Below are 20,273 nucleotides of genomic sequence, written 5' to 3' on the forward strand. Positions count from 1 at the left end.
GCAATCTACTAAATATCCTTACTTAAACGGAGCTAAGACTTAGGTATAACCTCAATACTACAAGGGCTGAGACATAAATTTCAAAACACGTAGGTTGGGTTGAGGAACGAAACCCAACAATTGCTCTAGATGTTGGGTAACGCTCGTGCTCAACCCAACAAAGCTAAAATTCTCAGCCCTTGCAGTATTGGGTATAACCTTCCTTTTTAAGAGTCCTTAAAATTTCAACTTTTGAGTTAAACGTACTTGGTGATTTTGCGATCGCACAATTCAGTTCTACCTTTAAACAACGGTTTTAATTTAACTTCTAACTTTTAGGGTTCATCATGCCAGCAACATATAAACTACCACCAGGGAAAACCAAGTTCTACCTGTATCTAATTGCTACAGGATTATTAGCTCATAGTTTTTTTCAATATGTCACCCCAGTAAAAGCTGAAGGTACAAATGCGGGTCAATCTATTAGCAATACGGCAACTGCTACCTATGAAGACCCCAATAATCCCGGAACAACAATTAACACAACTTCTAACACAGTGGTTGTCACCGTCGCCGAAGTTGCGGGTGTTACCGTAACGGGTTCCGGTACTTCATTTAAAACCGACCAAAACACAGATGGAAAAATTGGTGTAGGGGACACCATTTATTACACCTACAACGTCACTAACGTCGGTAACGATCCTACCCAATTCCGCATTCCCGACCAACCTACAGTTACGGGACCCGGACAACTTGATGGGGCTGTACAAATCAGCTACGATGGCGGTAAAACTTGGACAGATGTTGTCCCTGGTGGAACCCTAACTAACTCAATTCCACCTGGCGGTTCTGTTTTAGTGCAGGTTCCTGTTAAAGTTGCTGATGGTGCAACAAGCGGAAGCACCATATCTGTCAAGTTAGGCGATACCCCCAGCGATGCTCAAAACCAGCCACGGAGTGAAAATGGCGGTGACCTCTATACTGTAGATAATCCTGATGGTACACAAGGTGAAGTTAATGGTGTACCTGTAAATGGTACCCGTGAAGCAAGCGCCACACAGCAAGTCACGGTGGATTCAAACCTAAAAAATTACACTCTTGCAACAATCCTCAAAACCCGCAGCAGTCAAACAAGTGCTGGTGTCATTGGTCCCGGAGGCGATACTCTTAGCTACGAGTTAAGCTTGCGAGTTGAAAACAACGAGCCCACAGGTAATGGTATCAGCCCCGCTCCTCTGAATGGTACAGAGATTCCCGGTTTAACAGGTTCCAACATTTTAGTGTCTGATGCCATTCCAGCAGGTACCAAATTGACGAGTGCTAAAGCTCCTGCAGGATGGCAGATTGTTTATACGAGTTCCGACACCTCATCGGACGCTAACCAGGCAACTTGGACAACCACTGCACCCTCAGATTTAGCAACAGTCAAAAGGATTGGTTTTGTAAGAACTGAAAGTATTGCCCCAGGTACGACAGTTACGGGCTTCCAAATCATTGTTGAAGTTCTTGGTACGCCTGAATCTGTCTTAATTGCTAATATTGCCCAATTGTTTGGTAAAACTCCTGGAGGAGCGCCTGTTTACGATGAATCAGGCGACCAAAACCCCAGTAATTTTGATGGTTCCAATCCCCCCACTGGTACGGATACCAACGGCGATAAAATTCCCGATACCCTTCCTCCAGATAGCGTTGATGATGGTTTTATCCCTCCCACAGATTCCAATAACAACGGTATTCCTGATAAGTTAGAACAAATTGGCACTGATACCAATAACAATAATAGTGCTACTGGCCCTGGTGGTGAGGCAAATATTGTCACCCTGACTGCTGGGGGAGGTGTTTCTGTCTTAAACGGACCGAAGGATGCACCAGATGCTGTTGCTGAGAACGATAACAATAAAGACTTCACCAACAAATCTTCACTAGTCCCTGCAGGTACAGTTCCCGGAACATCAATCGATCCAGATGGAGTTAGTTTTACCAACACTCTCAAAAATACTGGTACGGGTAGTAGTAACATCTCCCTGATTCCAACAACTCCTACAAATGTAGACGACTTACCTGTAAATACACTCGTAACCATCAGTTACGACAGTTTATCTGCAACTTATAAATATGATGGGACAAATTTCGTCTTCCAGTCAGGGCAAGGAAAGGTTGACAATCAAGACATTAGTGCTACAAATCCCATCCGAATTAATAATATTGCTGCTAATGCAACAGCCAATTATGGTGTGGAAGTCAATTTGCCTTCTGGGACTCGACTTTCTACAGATATCAATCGTGGCTTCCCAGTTCCCATAACAGCATATATTGAGAACAACGAAACAGCAGGATTCCAAAAAGGCGAACCCAGTAATATCACCATTGACCGTGTCTACACTGGCTTCTTGAAGATGGTGAAACTGTCGCGCGTATTGCAAGGAACAGGTCCCGCAGTAAGAACCGGTCAGGATAACTTTGAGACAACACCTGGTATTGGGGATGTTCCCGATGATGTACCCAGAACCCCCGCTTCAGGAAACATCATTGAGTACCAAATTAGATACAAAAACATTTCTGAACCTCAATCCGGTACTGGTAACATCGTCTTAAATGCAGGCAAAGTCATTATTACTGAAGATGGTACCACTTGGGATGGTACAAAAGGTAACAACTGGGCTCTAGATAACGATAACAACAGCATCATAGATACGAGCCATGTTGCTGGTTCCGCAAAAGATTCTGGTGCTGCAACGATCGCATTCTTTAAAGGTAAACCAGCAACAACCTCTACAGGTGACCAAACCGGGACAACTATTAATGATGACGTGACCAAATACGTAGATACCGTCACTGACACGGTGACACCCGGACAGGAAAGAACATTTACCTTCCAACGCAAAGTGAATTGATTTTGGATTTTGGATTTTGGATTTTGGATTGGCTCGTTCCTAGGCTCAGCCTGGGAACGCATTCCGAGAGGCTCTGCCTCCTATACCAGGATAACTTGAGGCAGAGCCTCTAAACAAGCATTCCCAGGCTGAGCCTGGGAACGAGGAAGTCCTCATTCCCTACCCCCTACCGGAGATTTTCATATGAAGGATTTTGTACTAGCAACTGTAGGAGCAATCGCATTGTTAGCGACTGTTCCTGTTTTGAATCAAACAAAATTTGGGTTAGAAACAGCCATTGCTCAAAACACGCAAACAAAGGGACAAGTGCAGTTGCGCTTGGAAGTAGAAAAGAGAGTTGTCCAGCAAGTACAGGGCAAGCAAACCTCAACTTGGCAACCATTGCAAGGAAAGGCTTTGGTAGAACCGGGAAATATCTTGCGCTACACCGTCACAGCTGACAACAACAGCAATGGGAATGTCAAAAACCTTATTATCAATCAACCCATTCCCTTAGGAACCGTGTATGTACTGAATTCCGCTACCAGCAATGTTAACAATGAAGCCAAAATTACTTACAGCATTGATGGAGGACGAAGTTATGTAGAAAGCCCTAGCGTCAAAGTTGCCCTTGCCAACGGTAAAGTTGAAACAAAACCCGCACCAGTCACAATGTATACCCATATTCGTTGGAAGTTTGGGTCATCAATTCCCGCCAAGGGAAGTGTCAAAGGAATTTATCAAGTCAAGGTGCGATGAAGAATTATGGAAATTGAACCGCACCCCATAGCAGATGAACGCAGACGAACGCATTTTATCGGCGTGTGTCTGCGTGCATCTGCGGTTATAAATAAGAAACATTGGTTTGGATGGTTCGCGATCGCAGTTCCTACTGCCTACATATTATGCAACCCGATAACTGCACTCGCCCAGACAAAGAACCTCATTAATCAAGCGACATATACTTATACAGATTCTAATACCAATTCTCAATTTCAAGGTATTTCCAGCCAAATTGATATTAAACCGATTCAATTAATTGACCCCCAAGGGAGAATTTTAGGCTGTAACGGACAGCCACTCTCTGATTACAACGGTTTTTCTGTTGGTTTGTACGAAACTAACTCCAACGATCCAACGGGAACAGAATTAGGAAGATTGGTTTCTCTGACTCCCACAGAGTTACCCGATATTCCCAATAATGCTGTTGCTAGAGGGGTACAACCAAATACCACCAACAACAATCCTTTTGTACTTACAAATTCTTCTGAGGGAAAATATAACTTTTTACTCGATCCTAGCAAGGGTCAAGTCACTCCAGGGAAAACTTATATTTTAGTAGTCAATCCCCCAGAAAATTCTATCTACTCCCAACGGCGAATCAAAATTTCCATTCTTGAAAGTGCTGCGAATACCCAAAACAATGTTGTTCGCTATCTTGCAGCTTCCTTAGATGGTCAGCCTATTAGCATCACAGGAGAAACCAGTTATCAAGGAACTGTGGTTTTGATTCCCAATGCCGAACTTGTGGGACTCAATTTGTTTGCTTTTGAGTTTGATGTAGGAATGTGTCAAACACAACAAGTACAAATTATTAAAACAGGCGATCGCGCAACGGCAGAACCCGGTGATACCGTCATTTACCGCTTGTCTGTCAAGAACAAGAGCGATGCTGCACTCAACGAATTAGTCATTACCGATACCTTACCTCTAGGATTTACCTTTATTTCCAAATCCGTGCGAGGTGAGTTTGATCGTCAAGCCGTAACGGTGACAGTGGAAGGACAAGGTGCAACGGTGAGATTGCGAACCTCAATCCCCATTCCTCCTAACAAAGTACTTAATATTGCCTATGCTGCTCAACTCTCACCCGATTCTGTACGTGGTTCGGGTCGAAATTCGGCGATCGTTAACGCCCAACGAGTTGATAACAATTTTGCGGTTAAAGATGGTCCTGCAACCCATCAATTAAAAGTCCGACCGGGAATTGTGTCTGACTGCGGCACAATTATTGGTCGCGTCTTTGTCGATAAGAACTTTGATGGCGAACAGCAAACAGGAGAACCAGGAGTTCCCAATGCGGTTATCTTCCTAGAAGATGGCAACCGTATAACTACGGATGTTAATGGTTTATTTTCTGTTGCCAATGTCCTACCAGGAAATCACACTGGAGTCCTAGACCTCAGCAGCCTTTCTGGTTATACTTTAGCTCCCAATCTTTACTTCCGCGAACGTAACAGCCAATCTCGCCTGGTGCGCTTAGAACCAGGTGGAATGGTACGAATGAACTTCGCAGTCACTCCAGCCTTCCATGAGGAGGTCGAAAAATGAAAAGACTGCGTTATGTAAATGTTTTCAATTTAACAGGACTTACGGAATTTCAACAGTATTATGGGGATTTTCGGCGTTGTTTTTACCCCACCCTAACCCTCCCCTTTCCAAGGGGAGGGAACTGGAAATCTAGTTTCCTCCCTTTCCAAGGGAACTGGAAATCTCAATCTAGTTTCCCCCCTTTCCAAGGGGGGACTAAGGGGGGTAGTAGCTTACAAAGGGGGGCTATGTGTAAGTCCTATTTAAAGTTAATGGTGTTGTAGCAGGAGCAAGTCTTGTTTTCTATCCTATTATGTTAAAGCACAAACATCCCTCCCCCATCTCCCCCTCCCCCTCTCGACATCTTCCCTATCTTCCATCAAAATCCTCACTCCACTCCGATGCTGTCCTTGATATTCCGGCGACAATGGTGGTTTTGCAGTTTTCTGTGGATGTGACTGTGGAATTGCGGGTGAATGGTGAGTTGGTAGATTCTTCTTCAGTCGGTCGTACAGAAACCGATCCAACCACCAATTTAGTTACACAAACATGGTACGGTGTTTCTTTAAAGGAAGGGCAAAATACCATCACAGCCACTGCCATTGGTGCTCAGGAATCTACAGCAACTATAGAAGTACAAGTTAAGGGAGCGCCAACTCAGATAAAATTAGAGACGGTAGAATCAAGAATTCCTGCAGATGGACGTTCTACGGCTACAATCCGGGGTCAATTGCTTGATGCCAATGGGAACCTCTCGAACCGTGATGCTGTTGTTACTTTAGTCTCAACAGTTGGTGAGTTCATTGGTGCTGACAACAAATCAGATCAACCGGGATTTCAGGTACAAGCACGGGGTGGAGAATTTACAGCGACTCTGAAGTCTGGGTTAAAGGCGCAGACGGTACAAATTTTAGCGAAAGCTGGGGAGTTGGAAGCATATACCCAGTTGCAATTTGAGACTTCACTGCGTCCGAGTATTGCCACTGGGGTTGTGGATATACGTTTGGGTGCGAGGGGTACGGATTATTACGGAAGGTTCCGTGATTTTCTACCTGCCGATAAAGATAACAGTACTCAATTAAGTATTCGTTCTGCCGTGTTTGCAACCGGGGCAGTAGGAGAATGGTTATTTACTGGTGCTTATAATAGCGATCGCGCCCTAAATGAAGATTGTAACTGCGACAACCGTCTGTTTAGATCCTATCAATTTAGCGAGCAAGCCTATCCAGTTTATGGTGATAGTTCTCAAACTGAGGTCTTGACGCCTTCAGTTGATAGCGTTTACCTGCGGTTTGAGCGATCGCCACGTATCCCCAATGCTAACCCTGACTATGCCATGTGGGGTGACTACAACACCGAGGAATTTGCCCGTTCTTCCCAACAATTTACCGCTACAACACGTCAGCTTCACGGTTTTAAAGCAAATTATAACGTAGGAAATCTTCAAGTTACGGGTTTTTACGGAAACAACGTTGAAGGATTTCAACGGGATACCTTACCCCCCGATGGGACAAGCGGTTATTACTTCCTTTCCAGAAGATTGCTCGTTCCAGGTAGCGAAAACGTCTTTATAGAATTAGAAGAACTCAACCGGCCCGGTACTGTGTTGGAACGCAAACAGCTTTCCAGAGGTCCCGACTACGAAATCGACTACGATCGCGGGACATTATTATTCCGCCAACCCGTCCTGCGTACAGATGTAGACAACACGGGACAAGTTCTCGTCCGCCGGATTGTAGCCACCTATCAATATGATAGCCAAGACAGTAAAAGCAACATTTTCGCAGGTCGCCTGCAATATCACTTGTCTCGCGAAATCAATCGGGAAAGTTGGGTAGGAACAAGCTACGTTAGAGAAAACCAGGGAGTGCGGGATTTTGAACTTTACGGTGCGGATGCACAAATTTCTCTAGGTAGTAAAGGCAAGTTGATTGCAGAATACGCACACTCTACCAATGATACAGATGTCGTTGGAAAAGTCAGCGGTTCTGCGGCACGTGTGGAAGCGCAAGGACAAATTACCAGGGGTCTGTTTGGACGTGCTTATTATCGTTTTGCCGATACGGGATTTGCCAACAACGCCACCACTAGCTTTGTTCCCGGTCAAACTCGATATGGCGCACAACTCACAAGCCAGGTTTCTCAAAGTACCAATTTGCGGGTACAATACGACCATGAGGATAACTTTGGCATCGCTCCCCGACCCTTGGATACTTTTGAGGAACTGTTCTCCCCAAGAACTGAAGCAATCCCAGGGAGTAAAGTAGATAATTCCCTAACAACCATTTCTGCGGGAATTCAGCAACGCATAGGCAAAGCCACTGTTGATGTGGATTGGTTGCATCGCAATCGCAAAGACCGCATGGTCGTTGGTGACCAGAATACCACATCCGACCAGTTGCGATCGCGCCTGACTGTACCCATAGCAAAAAACCTCACCTTCTTAGCACAGAACGAACTGACATTATCCTCAGACACCGATACTGTTTATCCAGACAGGACTCTTTTGGGGTTAAATTGGGCTGTGACTCCCGGCGTGAATGTGAGTTTAACCCAACAGTTTTACACTCGCGGTCAGTTTGAAGATAACTCCATCACCAACTTGAGTATTAACGGCGAACACAAACTTGGGAAAGATACCACCCTTACAGGACGATACTCCATATTAGGTGGTGCTAATGAAGTGACCATGCAAGGTGCGATCGGATTAAACCATCGCTGGACGATTTCCCCAGGATTGCGGTTAAACCTGGCTTACGAACACGTTTTTGGTGACTTCTTTGGTCGTAACGGGGCGGGAGTGCAATATGCTCAACCCTTCGCAGTCGGTCAAAGTGCATCCGCCTTGGGGCTGTCAAGCGGCGATAGCTACAGCGTTGGTTTGGAATATACCGACAATCCCAAATTCCAAGCAAGCGCCCGGTACGAACACCGCACCTCCAGTAGCGGTTCCAACACCGTCATTTCCGCAGCAGCAGCAGGTAAACTTTCCCCCGCACTGACAGCACTCGTCCGCTATCAACAAGCAAATTCCGCCAATCAAAAATTAATAGGGTTGGGAGACACAGCCAATTTGAGACTTGGTTTAGCCTATCGTGACCCCAACAACGACAAATTTAATGCTTTGTTGCGTTACGAATATCGTAAAAATCCATCAACAATTCCCGACTCAATTCTTTTAGGAAGCGGTACGGGAGCGGAAGACCACACCTTTGCTGCAGAAGCGATATACGCACCCAACTGGAGATGGGAATTTTACGGAAAGTATGCTCTTCGCAACAGTACTTCTTACCTAGCCCAGGATTTGATTGGGACGACGACAACAAACCTAGCACAGCTGCGAGCTACTTACCGATTGGGCTATAGTATGGACTTGGTAGGAGAGACTCGTTGGATTCATCAAAACGATTATACCGAAACGGGCTTTGTGATAGAAACAGGCTATTACTTGACCCCCAACTTGCGATTATCTGCGGGTTACGTATTTGGCAATATTGATGACCGCGATTTCTCTGGAACTCGAAGTGCAGGAGGTCCTTATTTGGGTTTAACCTTGAAGTTGAACGAACTCTTTGATGGTTTTGGCTTGCAAAAAGTTCCTCCTCGCCAAGATAAAGAATCTACAGTGCAAACCGTTGTAAACAAGCTGAAGAAAGCAAAAGCGGGAACAGTACAAACCTTTGTGGAGAAGCTGAAGAAATCAAAAGCGGGAATGGTGGGGAGAAAAAAATGAAGAAATTATCGCTTTTATTCTCGTTTTCATTATTATATGCCTTATGCTCTGGGATACAACCAGCCCAAGCGGAAGGTTCCAAAGAGTTAATCTCAGGAGGTGGACACAGACCTTATTTGGAATGGTCACCAAATTTAACAACTGCAAATATTACCCGTAAAACCTTACTGAAAGTTTACGTTCAGGCTGGGGAGACTGTTAACCTTGGTTCTAGCGTACATACAAGTGACCCATCGTTTAATGGTCAAGATATTGTCTATCGCAGCCCTTCTGGACAAAAGGGATCTTGTGATGTACAAAGTACGGGTTTTGGCTTTATAGATACGTTAGCAAAAGAGCAAGCAGGGCCATTACCAAACGCTGGAGGTTATACTCCATGTAGCTTTGTCGCTAACGAAACAGGAGTGTATGAAGTCGAGTTTCATGCACCTGAATTAGGAAGCGATCAAAGAAATCCTCCGTCCAAAGCAACAAACGCGGATTTTCCCACAGATGCTACTCAAACATCAACCGTCTCCGCCTGGGATATCACGGTGAGAGATTCTCAGGGAAACGTGAAACTAGGACGAGTTTTTACCAATTACCTTGCTTTTAACCTTGGGACAAATGGTTTGTCTCTGAACTCGGACTTCTTCATTCAAACAAAAGATGGCTACCTCTACCGAACTGCAATGAATGGGGTAGATCCTTTTGGCTTTATTTTCTTTGCAAATAGTCGTGGATATAAAGATGGAGACAGTACGCTTTATCGCTCTACACGCGCTGCTGGTAATACTCTCGCTCCCTTTTTAGGAGATGTACAAGTACAGCGCCCGGATGTACTTGATACCCTAACAGATATGACTCATTTAGTCTTTATCAATAAACCCGACGTTGCCACTCTTACATCTCTTGGTATTCCTAGTGCGCCATTAATCCCACCAAAACCGACTAACTTTAAATTTACTGGTAAGAATGGGGCAAGTGGAAATCAAACCTTTGTTGGGGCGGGAGGTCACTTTAGCTTTGATTCAAGTAGTTTGGGTAGTTACGAAATTATTCTTGATACTGATAATAACGGCATTTATGACCCCAGTGTAGATAGAGTCTTACAAAACGTATCTCTTCCTGGTAAGAGTGTTGTCTTATGGGATGGTAAGGACGCACAGGGTAACAACTTGCTTCCCCGTCCTGCAAATGCTCCTTATAACGCCAGAATTAGGCTCCGTGCGGGAGAATATCACTTCCCCATGTTAGATGCTGAAAACAACCCTAGCGGATTTGTCATTGAAATGATGAATGCGCCCGGTCCGTTTCCGCCAGGGATTAATAAATTTACAGTTTACTATAATGATGACAACTACAAAACTAAAGATGGAACTGATGTTGACTTGAACGGTCCTGGAAACCCAACAAATCCCCGAAATGCTGCTGTTGGGATTGACAGTACCTCAGGACAACATGAGTTTAGCGGTGGTTACGGAGATTTTAAAGGAATAGACACTTGGACTTTCTATCCCGGTGAAGCTGTCTTTACGGATTTAATTATTACGACTGAAAATCAGGCAAACGTACAGGGTACAAAATCTGTACGGTTTTTAACTGACACGGATGGTAGTGGGACTGTCACGGTGGGCGATCGCGTTCAATATACTATTACTTATTCTAACCTAGCTCCAGGCAAGAGCGACGCGACTAATTTTGTCATTAGTGACTCATTACCAGCGCAGTTAACTTTTGTCAGTGCAGAAATAACATCCCAAACATCTGGTAATGATATTACCCTGAACTCCGCTTATAATGGCTCTGGTGCTTTAACGAATTCCGGTACTTTGCGAGTAGGGGATACTATTACCATTACGGTGACTGCCACAATTAACAACCATAATAACGGAAATCCCATTAGCAACCAGGCGAGTGCTAGTTTTAAGACACCTGATAGTACCGCAACCACTGGAACTGTCTTCACCGATGCTAACTCTGCGGGAGCAACAACTAACCCCCCCAGTGTTGGCAATCCATTCCCACAAAATTCAGATGATACTGTAGAAACAGGTAATGACCCCACTAAAACAGGTGATGACGATCCAACCTTATTGACTGTTGTTCCTACTGTTAGCAAACCAAATATATTATTAGTTAAAAGAATTACAGCGATTAATGGTTCCACCACTTCCAAGGGAGGAGACAACTTAGGGGGTTATATTAATGAAGCGGCGAATCCTTACGATGACAATGACATAGAACCAAATCTCGCTCCCAAGCCCCCTCAGTATCCTACCGCCGATACAAATGTATGGCCCAACCCCAGTAGTTTCCTTCTCGGTGGTATCAATGGTGGGAATGTGAGTCCCAATAATGAATTGGAGTATACCATATATTTCCTGTCCGCAGGGACTTCACCCGCTCCCAAAGTTTTGCTATGCGATCGCGTTCCCGATAACACCACATTCATCCCCACTGCTTTTAACAACGTGTCTTCAGCACCCGGTGGTGTTGCTGGTGCTGACCGAGGTATTTTACTTTACCAAAATGGTTCACCAGTTTCTCTGACAGACATTCAAGACGGTGATGTCGGTCAATACTTTCCACCAGGAGTAGACCCCAAAACCGTGTATCCTAAGATTGAGTGTGGAGGTGCCAATACCAACGGTGCGATCGTCGTTAACTTAGGTGACGTACCCAATGCCACAAGTTCCGGTACACCTCCGAGTTCCTTTGGTTACATCCGCTTCCGAGGAAAAGTTAAATAAAATCCTATCACCTCGTTCCCAGGTTCGCCTCTTGTATCGCGAGGCAGAGCCTCGCAGCCTGCATTCCCAGGCTCCGCCTGGGAACGAGAGAGGCTGTGCCTGGGAACGAGAGACAGAGGAAATAAGTTATCACTGTTCACCGTTACCGGTTTACTGTTAACTGGTAACTATTCACTGTTAACTGTTCACTGATAATGGTTCACTCTACCCTTGTAGCAACACTCTATGTTGACCCAGTGATGGGGAATGATGCCAATTCTGGAACACGCTCAAACCCCTATCGAACTCTAACCCGTGCTTTAAAAGCAACGGCATCAGGCAAAATGATTCAGCTTGCGCCCGGAACTTACAGCACGATCGGTGGTGAGGCGTTTCCCCTTGTGATTCCAGATGGGGTAATGGTGCTGGGAAATGAAGCAACCAAAGGTAAAGGTATTTTGATTTCCGGAAGTGGTGAGTATCACAGCCAAAGTTTTGGTACCCAGAATATTACACTACTGTTACTGGGTGATGCTCAATTAATAGGTGTAACACTGACAAATCCCATGGCAAAGGGAACTGGTGTTTGGATTGAATCCGCTTCCCCAACTTTGGCTAACAATACCTTGACTCAGTGCGGGCGCGAAGGGGTGTTTGTGAGCGGCACTGCCGAACCAACGATTCGGGATAATGTATTTGTGCAAAATACGATCGCTGGTTTGGTGATGGCACGCTATGGCAAGGGGGAAGTGTTGCGAAATGTTTTGCAAAAAAATGCTCTGGGGATAGCAATTAGCGATTTTGCTGCTCCTTTGGTAGCATATAACAAAGTATCAGAAAACCGCACGGGAATGGCTTTCTCTCGCAATGCTCATCCCGTGTTGCGTCACAATCTTATAGAAAAGAATATTCAAGAGGGGTTGTTGGTAAATGGTGAGGCGAGTCCCGATCTAGGCACCACTCAAGACCCCGCAGGTAATATTTTTCGCAATAACGGTCAATTTGATGTTCGTAATGTCACTTCTAAAAAGTTAATTTCCGTGGGGAATCAGTTGTTGGCTAAGGAAGTACAAGGACTGATTGAGTTTGTCACTGTTACGGAAAATACTGAAAAATCAGTCTTAATAAAGACTCATTTTACGGATATGGCTGGGCATTGGGCAACGGCTTTTGTAGAAGCATTGTTGAGTAAAAACTTGATAAGTCCTTTTCCTGATGGCACTTTCCAACCAGATGCCCCCATGACTCGCGCTCAATACGCCGCTTTGGTAGCAGGTGCTTTTCATCCTGTTGCCAAACGCCAAGTTCCTGAATTTACAGATATTTCAAAAGAGTACTGGGCTTATGATGCCATTCGCATAGCAGCGCAGTCCGGTTTTGTAAGTGGCTTTAGCAATCTTACCTTTCGCCCAGAGCAACCTGTCTTGAGATTGCAGGCAATTGTTTCCTTGGTGAGCGGGCTTTCCCTGTCGGCAACATTTAGCGAGGACTTGGTTAATTATAGCGATCGCAACACCATTCCCAAAGCGGCTCTAAATGCAGTTGCGACAGCAACAGATAATAAAATTATTGTTAATTTTCCCGATCCCAAGCTAATTCAAGGAAATAGAGAAGCAACACGAGCTGAAGTTGCAGCAATGGTTTATCAGGCATTGGTAGCAATCGGAACAGCCGGTGCTATTCATTCGCCTTATATCGTCTCTCCTCCCATAATGGAAGTAGAATAAAAGACACCTGTTGATTGACTGGGGAACTTTTGACAAAGAAAACTGTAGCTAAAAATACGACAGGCTATATGAGAGGGGAGCAAAATTTATGTCTATTGTCATCAGTCGATAGCCAGATGTTTACAGCAAACCCGCCGGAAACTTCTGCCGACTTAGCAATAGCTTTGTTAATTCACTATAGTTTTGACCTTAGTGGCTACAGCGCCATTGAGCTTGTTGAACTTTGGCAAAGGCAATACCCAGGTAACTGGTTGCACTTAGCAGTGATCGAAGCACTGTATCAAGGTCGATATAAAGCAATTTCAGTGCAGCAAATCTTAACTTGCTGGCAAAGAAGGGGACAAACAATTTTCCATTTTAACATGGAATTTGAACGCTTGATTTGCAGCAAATTTCCCCAAAGCCTAACTGCATCTCCCAAACTATCCCCTGCTACTGCTTTTACTTTAGGGTACGAGGAAACAAACCAGCAAGTTGCAGAGTCATTGCCTGAGACAGTCCCGTTACAAACTCCTGATGTTGAGGCGATCCCCGTGGAAACACATGAACTCAATACATCTGTTGACTTCATGCCGGAACAGGAAGAAATTTCGCCATTTTACCCAGAGGAAGTACTCCCAGTTAGCACTAACAATCCCCCTATCGGTCAATTTACCCCAGAAACAAGGGCAGGTTCTGAGTCTTTTACATCAAAATTAAAAGCAATTTCCTATGAGGAATCTCCTTCTAGAAGATTGCTGTCCGGGCGGGGTCTGCAATCGAGTGTGGTGTAATTTTTTTCAGCAACGGGCAATTTAACTGATGCCAATATGACTAACAATATTTGTATCCAGTCAATACGCGCATATATATGCCCGATACTCCTAACTCACCCACAACCCGCAAGCCCAGCATAACCGAGCATACGCTATCCCTTGGCGATCGCCAGATCCGCTACACAGCTGCTTCTGAGTGGCAAACCCTGTTTGAGCAGGAAAAACCTGTTGCCGAAATGTTTCACGTGGCTTATTTAGCTGAGGCTGAAGAAGCATCGCAAAGACCCCTCACCTTCGTCTTCAATGGCGGACCGGGTGCTGCTTCTGCTTATCTGCACATGGGAGCATTGGGTCCAAAGCGCATTTCTTTTGGAGAGTGTGGCAGCTTGCCCAAACCTCCCGTTCGGTTGGTAGACAATGCTGAAAGTTGGCTGAGCTTTACGGATTTGGTGTTTATCGATCCCATAGGTACGGGCTTTAGCCGCAGCATACCTCAAGACAAAGATTCTCAGGGTAAAGACGGAGAGAAAGCCAACCCTCAAGAAGCAAATAAACCCAAGGAAACAGAATTTTGGGCAGTCGAGCGAGACTTGAAAGCACTCGGAGAGTTCATCCAACGATTTCTCTCCCAAAAAAAGCGATGGCTGTCCCCCATCTTTATTGCAGGAGAAAGTTACGGTGGTTTTCGGGTTGCAAGGTTAGCCCGCAAACTACAGCAGGAATTTGGTGTTGGTCTTTCCGGTGCCATTTTGATTTCTCCGGCTTTGGAATTCAGTCTGCTCGAAGGTAGCGATTATAACCTCACATCTTGGGCAACCCTGATTCCCTCCTTTGCCGCCGCCGCCGCCCATCACGGACGCGCTCAATGGGCAGGAGAACCGGGCAATTTACAAGCTCACGTGACGGCTGCAGAACAATTTGCCCGCACAACTCTGATTCCACTTTTGGCAATGGGAGATGCAGTGACATCAGAGGAACGCCAGAGGGCATATCAGCAGCTCGCAGGGTTGATCGGGTTACCTGTGACACTTGTTGAGAGACACGCAGGAAGAGTCAGCATTGAAGTCTTTTCGAGGGAACTGTTGCGCGATCGCCAACGGATTGTGGGACTGTATGATGCTTCAATCACTGCGATCGATCCTTTTCCGGATCGTGTAAATTATGAAGGAACTGACCCCACTCTTGGTGGATTGGATCGCTTGTTTACGGGGGCTATTAACAGTCACTTAAGAGATACATTGGGTGTTGAAACTGATTTGTCTTACCATCTGTTGAACTTTGAAGTGTTCAAAGCTTGGAAATTTGAAATTCAAGGCGAGTTTAAGCAGGGCTTTCTAGGCTCGGTAGACGATTTGCGCGTGGGAATGGCTTTAAACCCTTATATGCGGGTGTATATCACTCATGGATTTTTTGATTTGGTAACTCCTTACTTCTCCTCAAACCATCTGGCAGATCTGATGAAATTAGATCCGGAGATTCGCTCTAATTTGACGCTTAAACATTTTAAGGGTGGGCATATGTTCTACGCTTGGGATGAATCTCGGGCATCTTGGTTTGCCGATATGAAAGCTTTTTATCAGAATGCGACGGTTTGATAATATCATGTCCGCTTAGATACTTGAATAAATCTCACGCAAAGGCGCTAAGGCGCTAAGAGATGAGCGATACTTTGGTGAGCGATCGCGTAAAAATCCGAAAACATGTAGGTTGGGTTGAGGAACGAAACCCAACATTCACAGGAATTTGTTGAGTGTCACCACGAGTTTACCCAACCTACAAAAATTTTTATCCGAGCAGTATTAGACTTGACCCTACCCTCAATCTCAATCCTGAAATTGGGTGCAACAGTGGCAATATTAAATTTCTATTATGAAAAATATTTATTAAATAAATAAAAATAAATTCTTTTAAACTGATAAAACTGCAATTTTATTAGCCTAGAGTACATGACTGCCGATCCACTTTTTTATGAAATTTTCAAAGAGATACCGGAATTATTTTTCGAGCTTATCGGTCAACCAGGAAAAGATTAGAGTATCTACAAATTTAGCGCTCCAGAAATTAAACAAAGAGGATTTCGTTTGGACGGTTTGCTCTCGACGAACGATGCTTACCCGCATGAACCAATTTACTTTATTGAGGCTCAGTCTTATAAAGATGATAATTTCTACAACCAGTTCGTTGCCAAAATCATTCTTTATCTGACTCAATACCAACCTCCCAATGAAGAATGGTACGCTGTGGTCATTTATGATACAAAAAGTCATGAAGGGAATTATCCGAAATACTTGAATTTTTTCCTACCGAATCTCAGCCGCTTTTATTTGGATGAACTGGCAAAAATGCCCAACCAATCTCTAGCTGTAGGAGTGATGCGTTTAATAGTCGAACAGAAAAGCCAGGAAAAAACTGGAGAACTGGCTAGGCAGTTGATCGGGCAAGCTCAACAAGAACTCACTGATGCCACTTTGGAGGAAAAGGTTTTAGAATTTATTAAAGCAGTAGTGATTGATAAGTTTGTCAACTTGAGTCGGGAGGAACTTGAAGCGATGCTGAAGTTAGATTCTTTGAAAAAAAGTAAAGTTTATCAGGAAGCTTTTGAGGAAGGTAAAGAAGAAGGTTTTGAGGAGGGTGCGTTAGCGACAAAGTTAGAGATGATTCCCACACTAATGAGGTTAGGATTAAGCATTGAGCAAATTGCAGAATCCCTAAAACTGGATGTTGAAACTGTGAGAAAAAATGCTCAACAGTAAAACTGACTTGATAATAGACCCTAATACCAATTCTCTGTGAGCTTGCACATTATTTTACCCCTCCCAACCTCCCCTTATAAAGGGGAGGAGTGGTTTATTTTATGCAGCTTCATATCGAAATGGTATAAGTAGGAAAAGTTTAAAGTCCACTGCTTTAATAAAAATTAAAGCAGTGGAGATTGATAAATTGGCGTTTCTTAAGTTGGGGTAAGCTAGCATTATTTATGTTAACGCAGCCACATTTGATAAAAGCCGCCAAATTTCAATCACTTTTTGCTCGCCCAGAAGCGAATTGTTAGCCAAGTCAATAAGGCTGCTGCGATCGCCACACCAATTCCGTATATAAATGGAATAGCGGGATCGAACCACCAAGGTTTTGGGGTTGGATTTTCCAGATATTTGTTAAGGGCAATACTGAGGGGATCTGTGTTACCTTCTCCCAGTTTTTCTAAAGATACAACCATAGAACCTGCAGTCAATCCCACCCCAATAATCGCAACTGTATTTTGAAAATTTTGAGCGCTTTGTGCGCGATCGACTTCTACTTCGGCTCGTATAAAATTGACTGCTATATGTAACATTTCCAAGCCTTTGCTCAGATTATGATAATCTTTTTGTAATTGCCGCAAATATTTTTCTTGTGCTTGCTGACTAAATTTGTTCAAAAACTCTAAATCGCTTTGAATTCCCTTTGCTGTTGAGTTTTCTAATATAGTCTTCAATCGCTGAGAATAATTATACAGATTCACTTCAATGGTATTGGATTGATAATCTAGATAATTGAGATCGATTGTATACTGAGAAAATAAATTTTCAGCTTTATCTAAATTTTTATGAAGTTGCTTCAATGTTATTTTTTCAGCTTCTTTTTTTCTTAATAAGAATACATAATCTTGAATATCAATAAAATCTTTTTTCAAATATGTCTTAATTTGTCGGCTTTCATGATATGCCCATAAGATTTTACTTCTGTAACAAAATAGCCGCAACCAATCATTAATCAACTCCCCCGATTTTTCTGCCGCGTTCTCATCAGGGTAGATGATAATGATAACATGATGCTTATCCTCAATTCTATCTTCAATAGTTACAGGAACTTCTAAATTTCTAAAATTGTATTGACGCAATTCAAAGATATCTCCTCCGAAAATATGTCCTTTTCCCTGCAAGTTCTTCTGCCAGTTAGCATTAGGAATTAGGTTTTGATAGCATTCTCGAGCAATAATTTCAGAATTGTCATGAGAAGTTATCTTTGGCATAATACCAGAAACCAACCAGGTTTCACCTAAATTGGCTCCTTGGTAGTTTATACTTTGAAAAATCAGGTTTCGTAAAGCTTTAATGCTACTAGTTGGATAAGAAGAAGTCTTATCTGCAACCGAACAATCTACGACTAGCCCATAGGTATCGCTCAATCGTACTGGATAGTAATATCCTTCATAATTTTGAGATTTTAAATCTAAAGGTGTAATTTGCTCTTCACCAAGTAATTCTATAAACTCAGCTTCCAATTCAACTTGAAACTCCTCGTCTTTTTCTTGAATTGAATAATGAATATTGGTTGGTAGTTTTTGAAAGAACGACTGACGATTTTCTTCTACTTTCGCGGTACTTTGTCCGAGTGCATCTCGCAAGTCATAAAGAAACAAATCGATAGTGGGATAGACTAGATGAGCCATGAAATAGATAAATGTAAATTATACCATTTTGGATTTTAGATTTTAGATTTTGGATTGGGACAGCTTTGCTTGAACTAAATTTCACACTACGATCTGTCGCATTCTTTTTTCAATTTAGTATCAGGTAAGTAGGTGGAGATTTTTCTGAAGACGCTCAAGAAAGCTAAGTTGCTTGACTTTTTCAGATGGCTCATCACTTCTCAAAATAGGAACAACAATATCGTTGACTATTTCACGATCGCTGTCAGCCTTAGCTAACTTAGTTGGTTTATAACCGCGTACTTCACGTTTACACTCGCCTGCTAGCTCCTTCTCTAGCTCATCCTTGTTAGGTAATAGAGAAGCTAAAAGATGGCTGTCCACAATATCCAACTTAGCTTTAATCGCTTGATAGCGCTGATATAAAGAAATGTTTGATGAAATGAGCGTCATCAAGCGTTCTTGTATATCATTCCACCGTTGGGGAAAGTCGAGAGCAAGTTGATCCCCAATCGTTTCTAATTCAGGGTTTTCGGAAGGAGTCAAGGTAACATCGAATTCCTTCAGAGCTAGAAGCAGAGCAAGTAGTGTTGTGTTAGCAGACATAAGTATAATAATATCAAGAATAAAAAAATATTAAAACTTTGCGAAACAAGGTAAAGTTATTATCTTTTCTGTGTATACATCAATAATAATCAGGATTTCGGAAAATGTAAAAACAAATAAAGTAATTCCACGGTTGACAGACAATGACAAGATTTTGACACATTTTAAGAAACTCAATGTTTCTCTGTAAAAATTTGTATCAAAATATATTAAATGTCACCTGAAATGTACTGCCATGAAGCGGGAAGCCCTGGTCGTTGGTATTAATCGTTACCCTTATATGACAAATCTCTTGCAACCGGCAAAGGATGCAGAGGCGCTCGCACGACTACTTGAGGATTGTGGCGACTTTGAGGTGCAGCGTTTGCCTTGTAACATAGGGAAACGGGAAGTCAATCCCAAAGAATTACTACAGAAACAAGAACTCGAAGAAGCTATTAAGCGGCTTTTTCAACCAAAAGGTCACATAATTGCCAACACGGCATTACTCTATTTTGCAGGGCATGGTTTGCTCAAGCAAGAAGCCACAGTTCACCTAGTCTGGATACCAAAAAGACGTAAGCCAGTATTAGTAGGTGACGTTAAATTGCGCCTTAGTCAAATACTGACTGAAGTTGCATCGGAAAAGAAATGGATAATTAAATGCTTAGAAATTGCTCCTGACCACGTTCACGTACTCGTAGAGTACGATCCGAGTACTCCAATTAATTCAATAGTCAAAGCTTTTAAGGGGCGTTCTTCTCGATATCTAAGACTTGAGTTTCCTCACTTGCTGAAATTGCCTACGTTATGGACTCACGCTTATTTTTATGACACTACAGGCAAGGTGTCTTCAGCAATCATTGAAGCGTACATTAACGATCCACATCATTACAAATGACGAATTCTCAATATTACGCCTGATAAATCAGGACGCGTCGCCTTTGGGCCCCGATATAAATAGCGCATGAACATCAATTCATTTAATTTCTTGATGTTCATACTTCGGGGCTACCAGGCATCCTACGTATTTTAAGTGTATAATTTTATAGCAGTTTTCACCTAAATGAAACACATCTGTAGGGGATCAAGGCCTTGCGCCCCTACAGATTACCTAAAAATGGCTGTAAATCAAAAACTTTTTAATAAAGAAAAATAAATTATTTTAAACTAATAAAACTGCAATTTT

At 43.3% G+C, this 20,273-nt stretch carries 12 protein-coding genes and 1 pseudogene; 11 read left to right on the forward strand and 2 right to left on the reverse strand.

What is annotated here, in order from left to right:
• The first annotated feature begins 326 nt into the window (after positions 1–326).
• From F7734_RS36215 to F7734_RS36255, 9 genes are all read left to right on the forward strand, one after another.
• Complete coding sequence (locus F7734_RS36215; RefSeq protein WP_155749323.1) at positions 327–2,873, forward strand: hypothetical protein; 2,547 nt, start codon at positions 327–329, stop codon at positions 2,871–2,873.
• A gap of 183 nt (positions 2,874–3,056) precedes the next feature.
• On the forward strand, positions 3,057–3,611 hold the full coding sequence (locus F7734_RS36220) for a DUF11 domain-containing protein (protein WP_155749324.1): 555 nt from the start codon (positions 3,057–3,059) through the stop codon (positions 3,609–3,611).
• 6 nt (positions 3,612–3,617) lie between these two features.
• Positions 3,618–5,183 (forward strand): isopeptide-forming domain-containing fimbrial protein, encoded by a 1,566-nt coding sequence (locus tag F7734_RS36225; protein ID WP_243147278.1) that lies wholly within the window; start codon positions 3,618–3,620, stop codon positions 5,181–5,183.
• Between the two features lie 292 nt (positions 5,184–5,475).
• On the forward strand, positions 5,476–8,895 hold the full coding sequence (locus F7734_RS36230) for a TonB-dependent receptor (protein ID WP_243147279.1): 3,420 nt from the start codon (positions 5,476–5,478) through the stop codon (positions 8,893–8,895).
• Positions 8,892–11,627: an isopeptide-forming domain-containing fimbrial protein gene (locus F7734_RS36235; RefSeq protein WP_155749325.1), complete on the forward strand. Its 2,736-nt coding sequence runs from the start codon at positions 8,892–8,894 to the stop codon at positions 11,625–11,627. The genes F7734_RS36230 and F7734_RS36235 overlap by 4 nt, the downstream gene beginning before the upstream one ends.
• Before the next feature lie 194 nt (positions 11,628–11,821).
• Positions 11,822–13,333: a DUF1565 domain-containing protein gene (locus F7734_RS36240; protein WP_155749326.1), complete on the forward strand. Its 1,512-nt coding sequence runs from the start codon at positions 11,822–11,824 to the stop codon at positions 13,331–13,333.
• A 68-nt stretch (positions 13,334–13,401) separates the two neighbouring features.
• Positions 13,402–14,106, forward strand: a complete 705-nt coding sequence (locus F7734_RS36245; protein ID WP_155749336.1) for a hypothetical protein — start codon at positions 13,402–13,404, stop codon at positions 14,104–14,106.
• Positions 14,107–14,183: 77 nt separating this feature from the next.
• On the forward strand, positions 14,184–15,683 hold the full coding sequence (locus tag F7734_RS36250) for a peptidase S10 (RefSeq protein WP_155749337.1): 1,500 nt from the start codon (positions 14,184–14,186) through the stop codon (positions 15,681–15,683).
• Positions 15,684–16,124: 441 nt separating this feature from the next.
• Positions 16,125–16,841, forward strand: coding sequence for an Rpn family recombination-promoting nuclease/putative transposase (locus F7734_RS36255; RefSeq protein ID WP_347566345.1), 717 nt, complete (start codon positions 16,125–16,127; stop codon positions 16,839–16,841).
• Positions 16,842–17,107: 266 nt separating this feature from the next.
• On the opposite strand, the gene F7734_RS36260 is transcribed toward F7734_RS36255, so the two are convergent.
• Complete coding sequence (locus F7734_RS36260) at positions 17,108–18,520, reverse strand: hypothetical protein (RefSeq protein ID WP_155749327.1); 1,413 nt, start codon at positions 18,518–18,520, stop codon at positions 17,108–17,110.
• 120 nt (positions 18,521–18,640) lie between these two features.
• A complete protein-coding gene (locus F7734_RS36265) occupies positions 18,641–19,105 on the reverse strand; it encodes a hypothetical protein (RefSeq protein ID WP_155749328.1) in 465 nt (154 codons plus the stop codon).
• A gap of 235 nt (positions 19,106–19,340) precedes the next feature.
• Here F7734_RS36265 and F7734_RS64215 point away from each other — a divergent pair.
• Together F7734_RS64215 and tnpA are read left to right on the forward strand one after the other, a co-directional pair.
• Positions 19,341–19,610: pseudogene (locus F7734_RS64215) on the forward strand (caspase family protein); the annotation flags it as partial.
• A 3-nt stretch (positions 19,611–19,613) separates the two neighbouring features.
• The gene (gene tnpA / locus F7734_RS62360) at positions 19,614–19,985 is read left to right on the forward strand and encodes an IS200/IS605 family transposase (RefSeq protein WP_207714295.1); all 372 of its coding nucleotides are present in this window, start codon (positions 19,614–19,616) and stop codon (positions 19,983–19,985) included.
• Positions 19,986–20,273 lie beyond the last annotated feature (288 nt).

The organism is Scytonema sp. UIC 10036 (assembly GCF_009725235.1).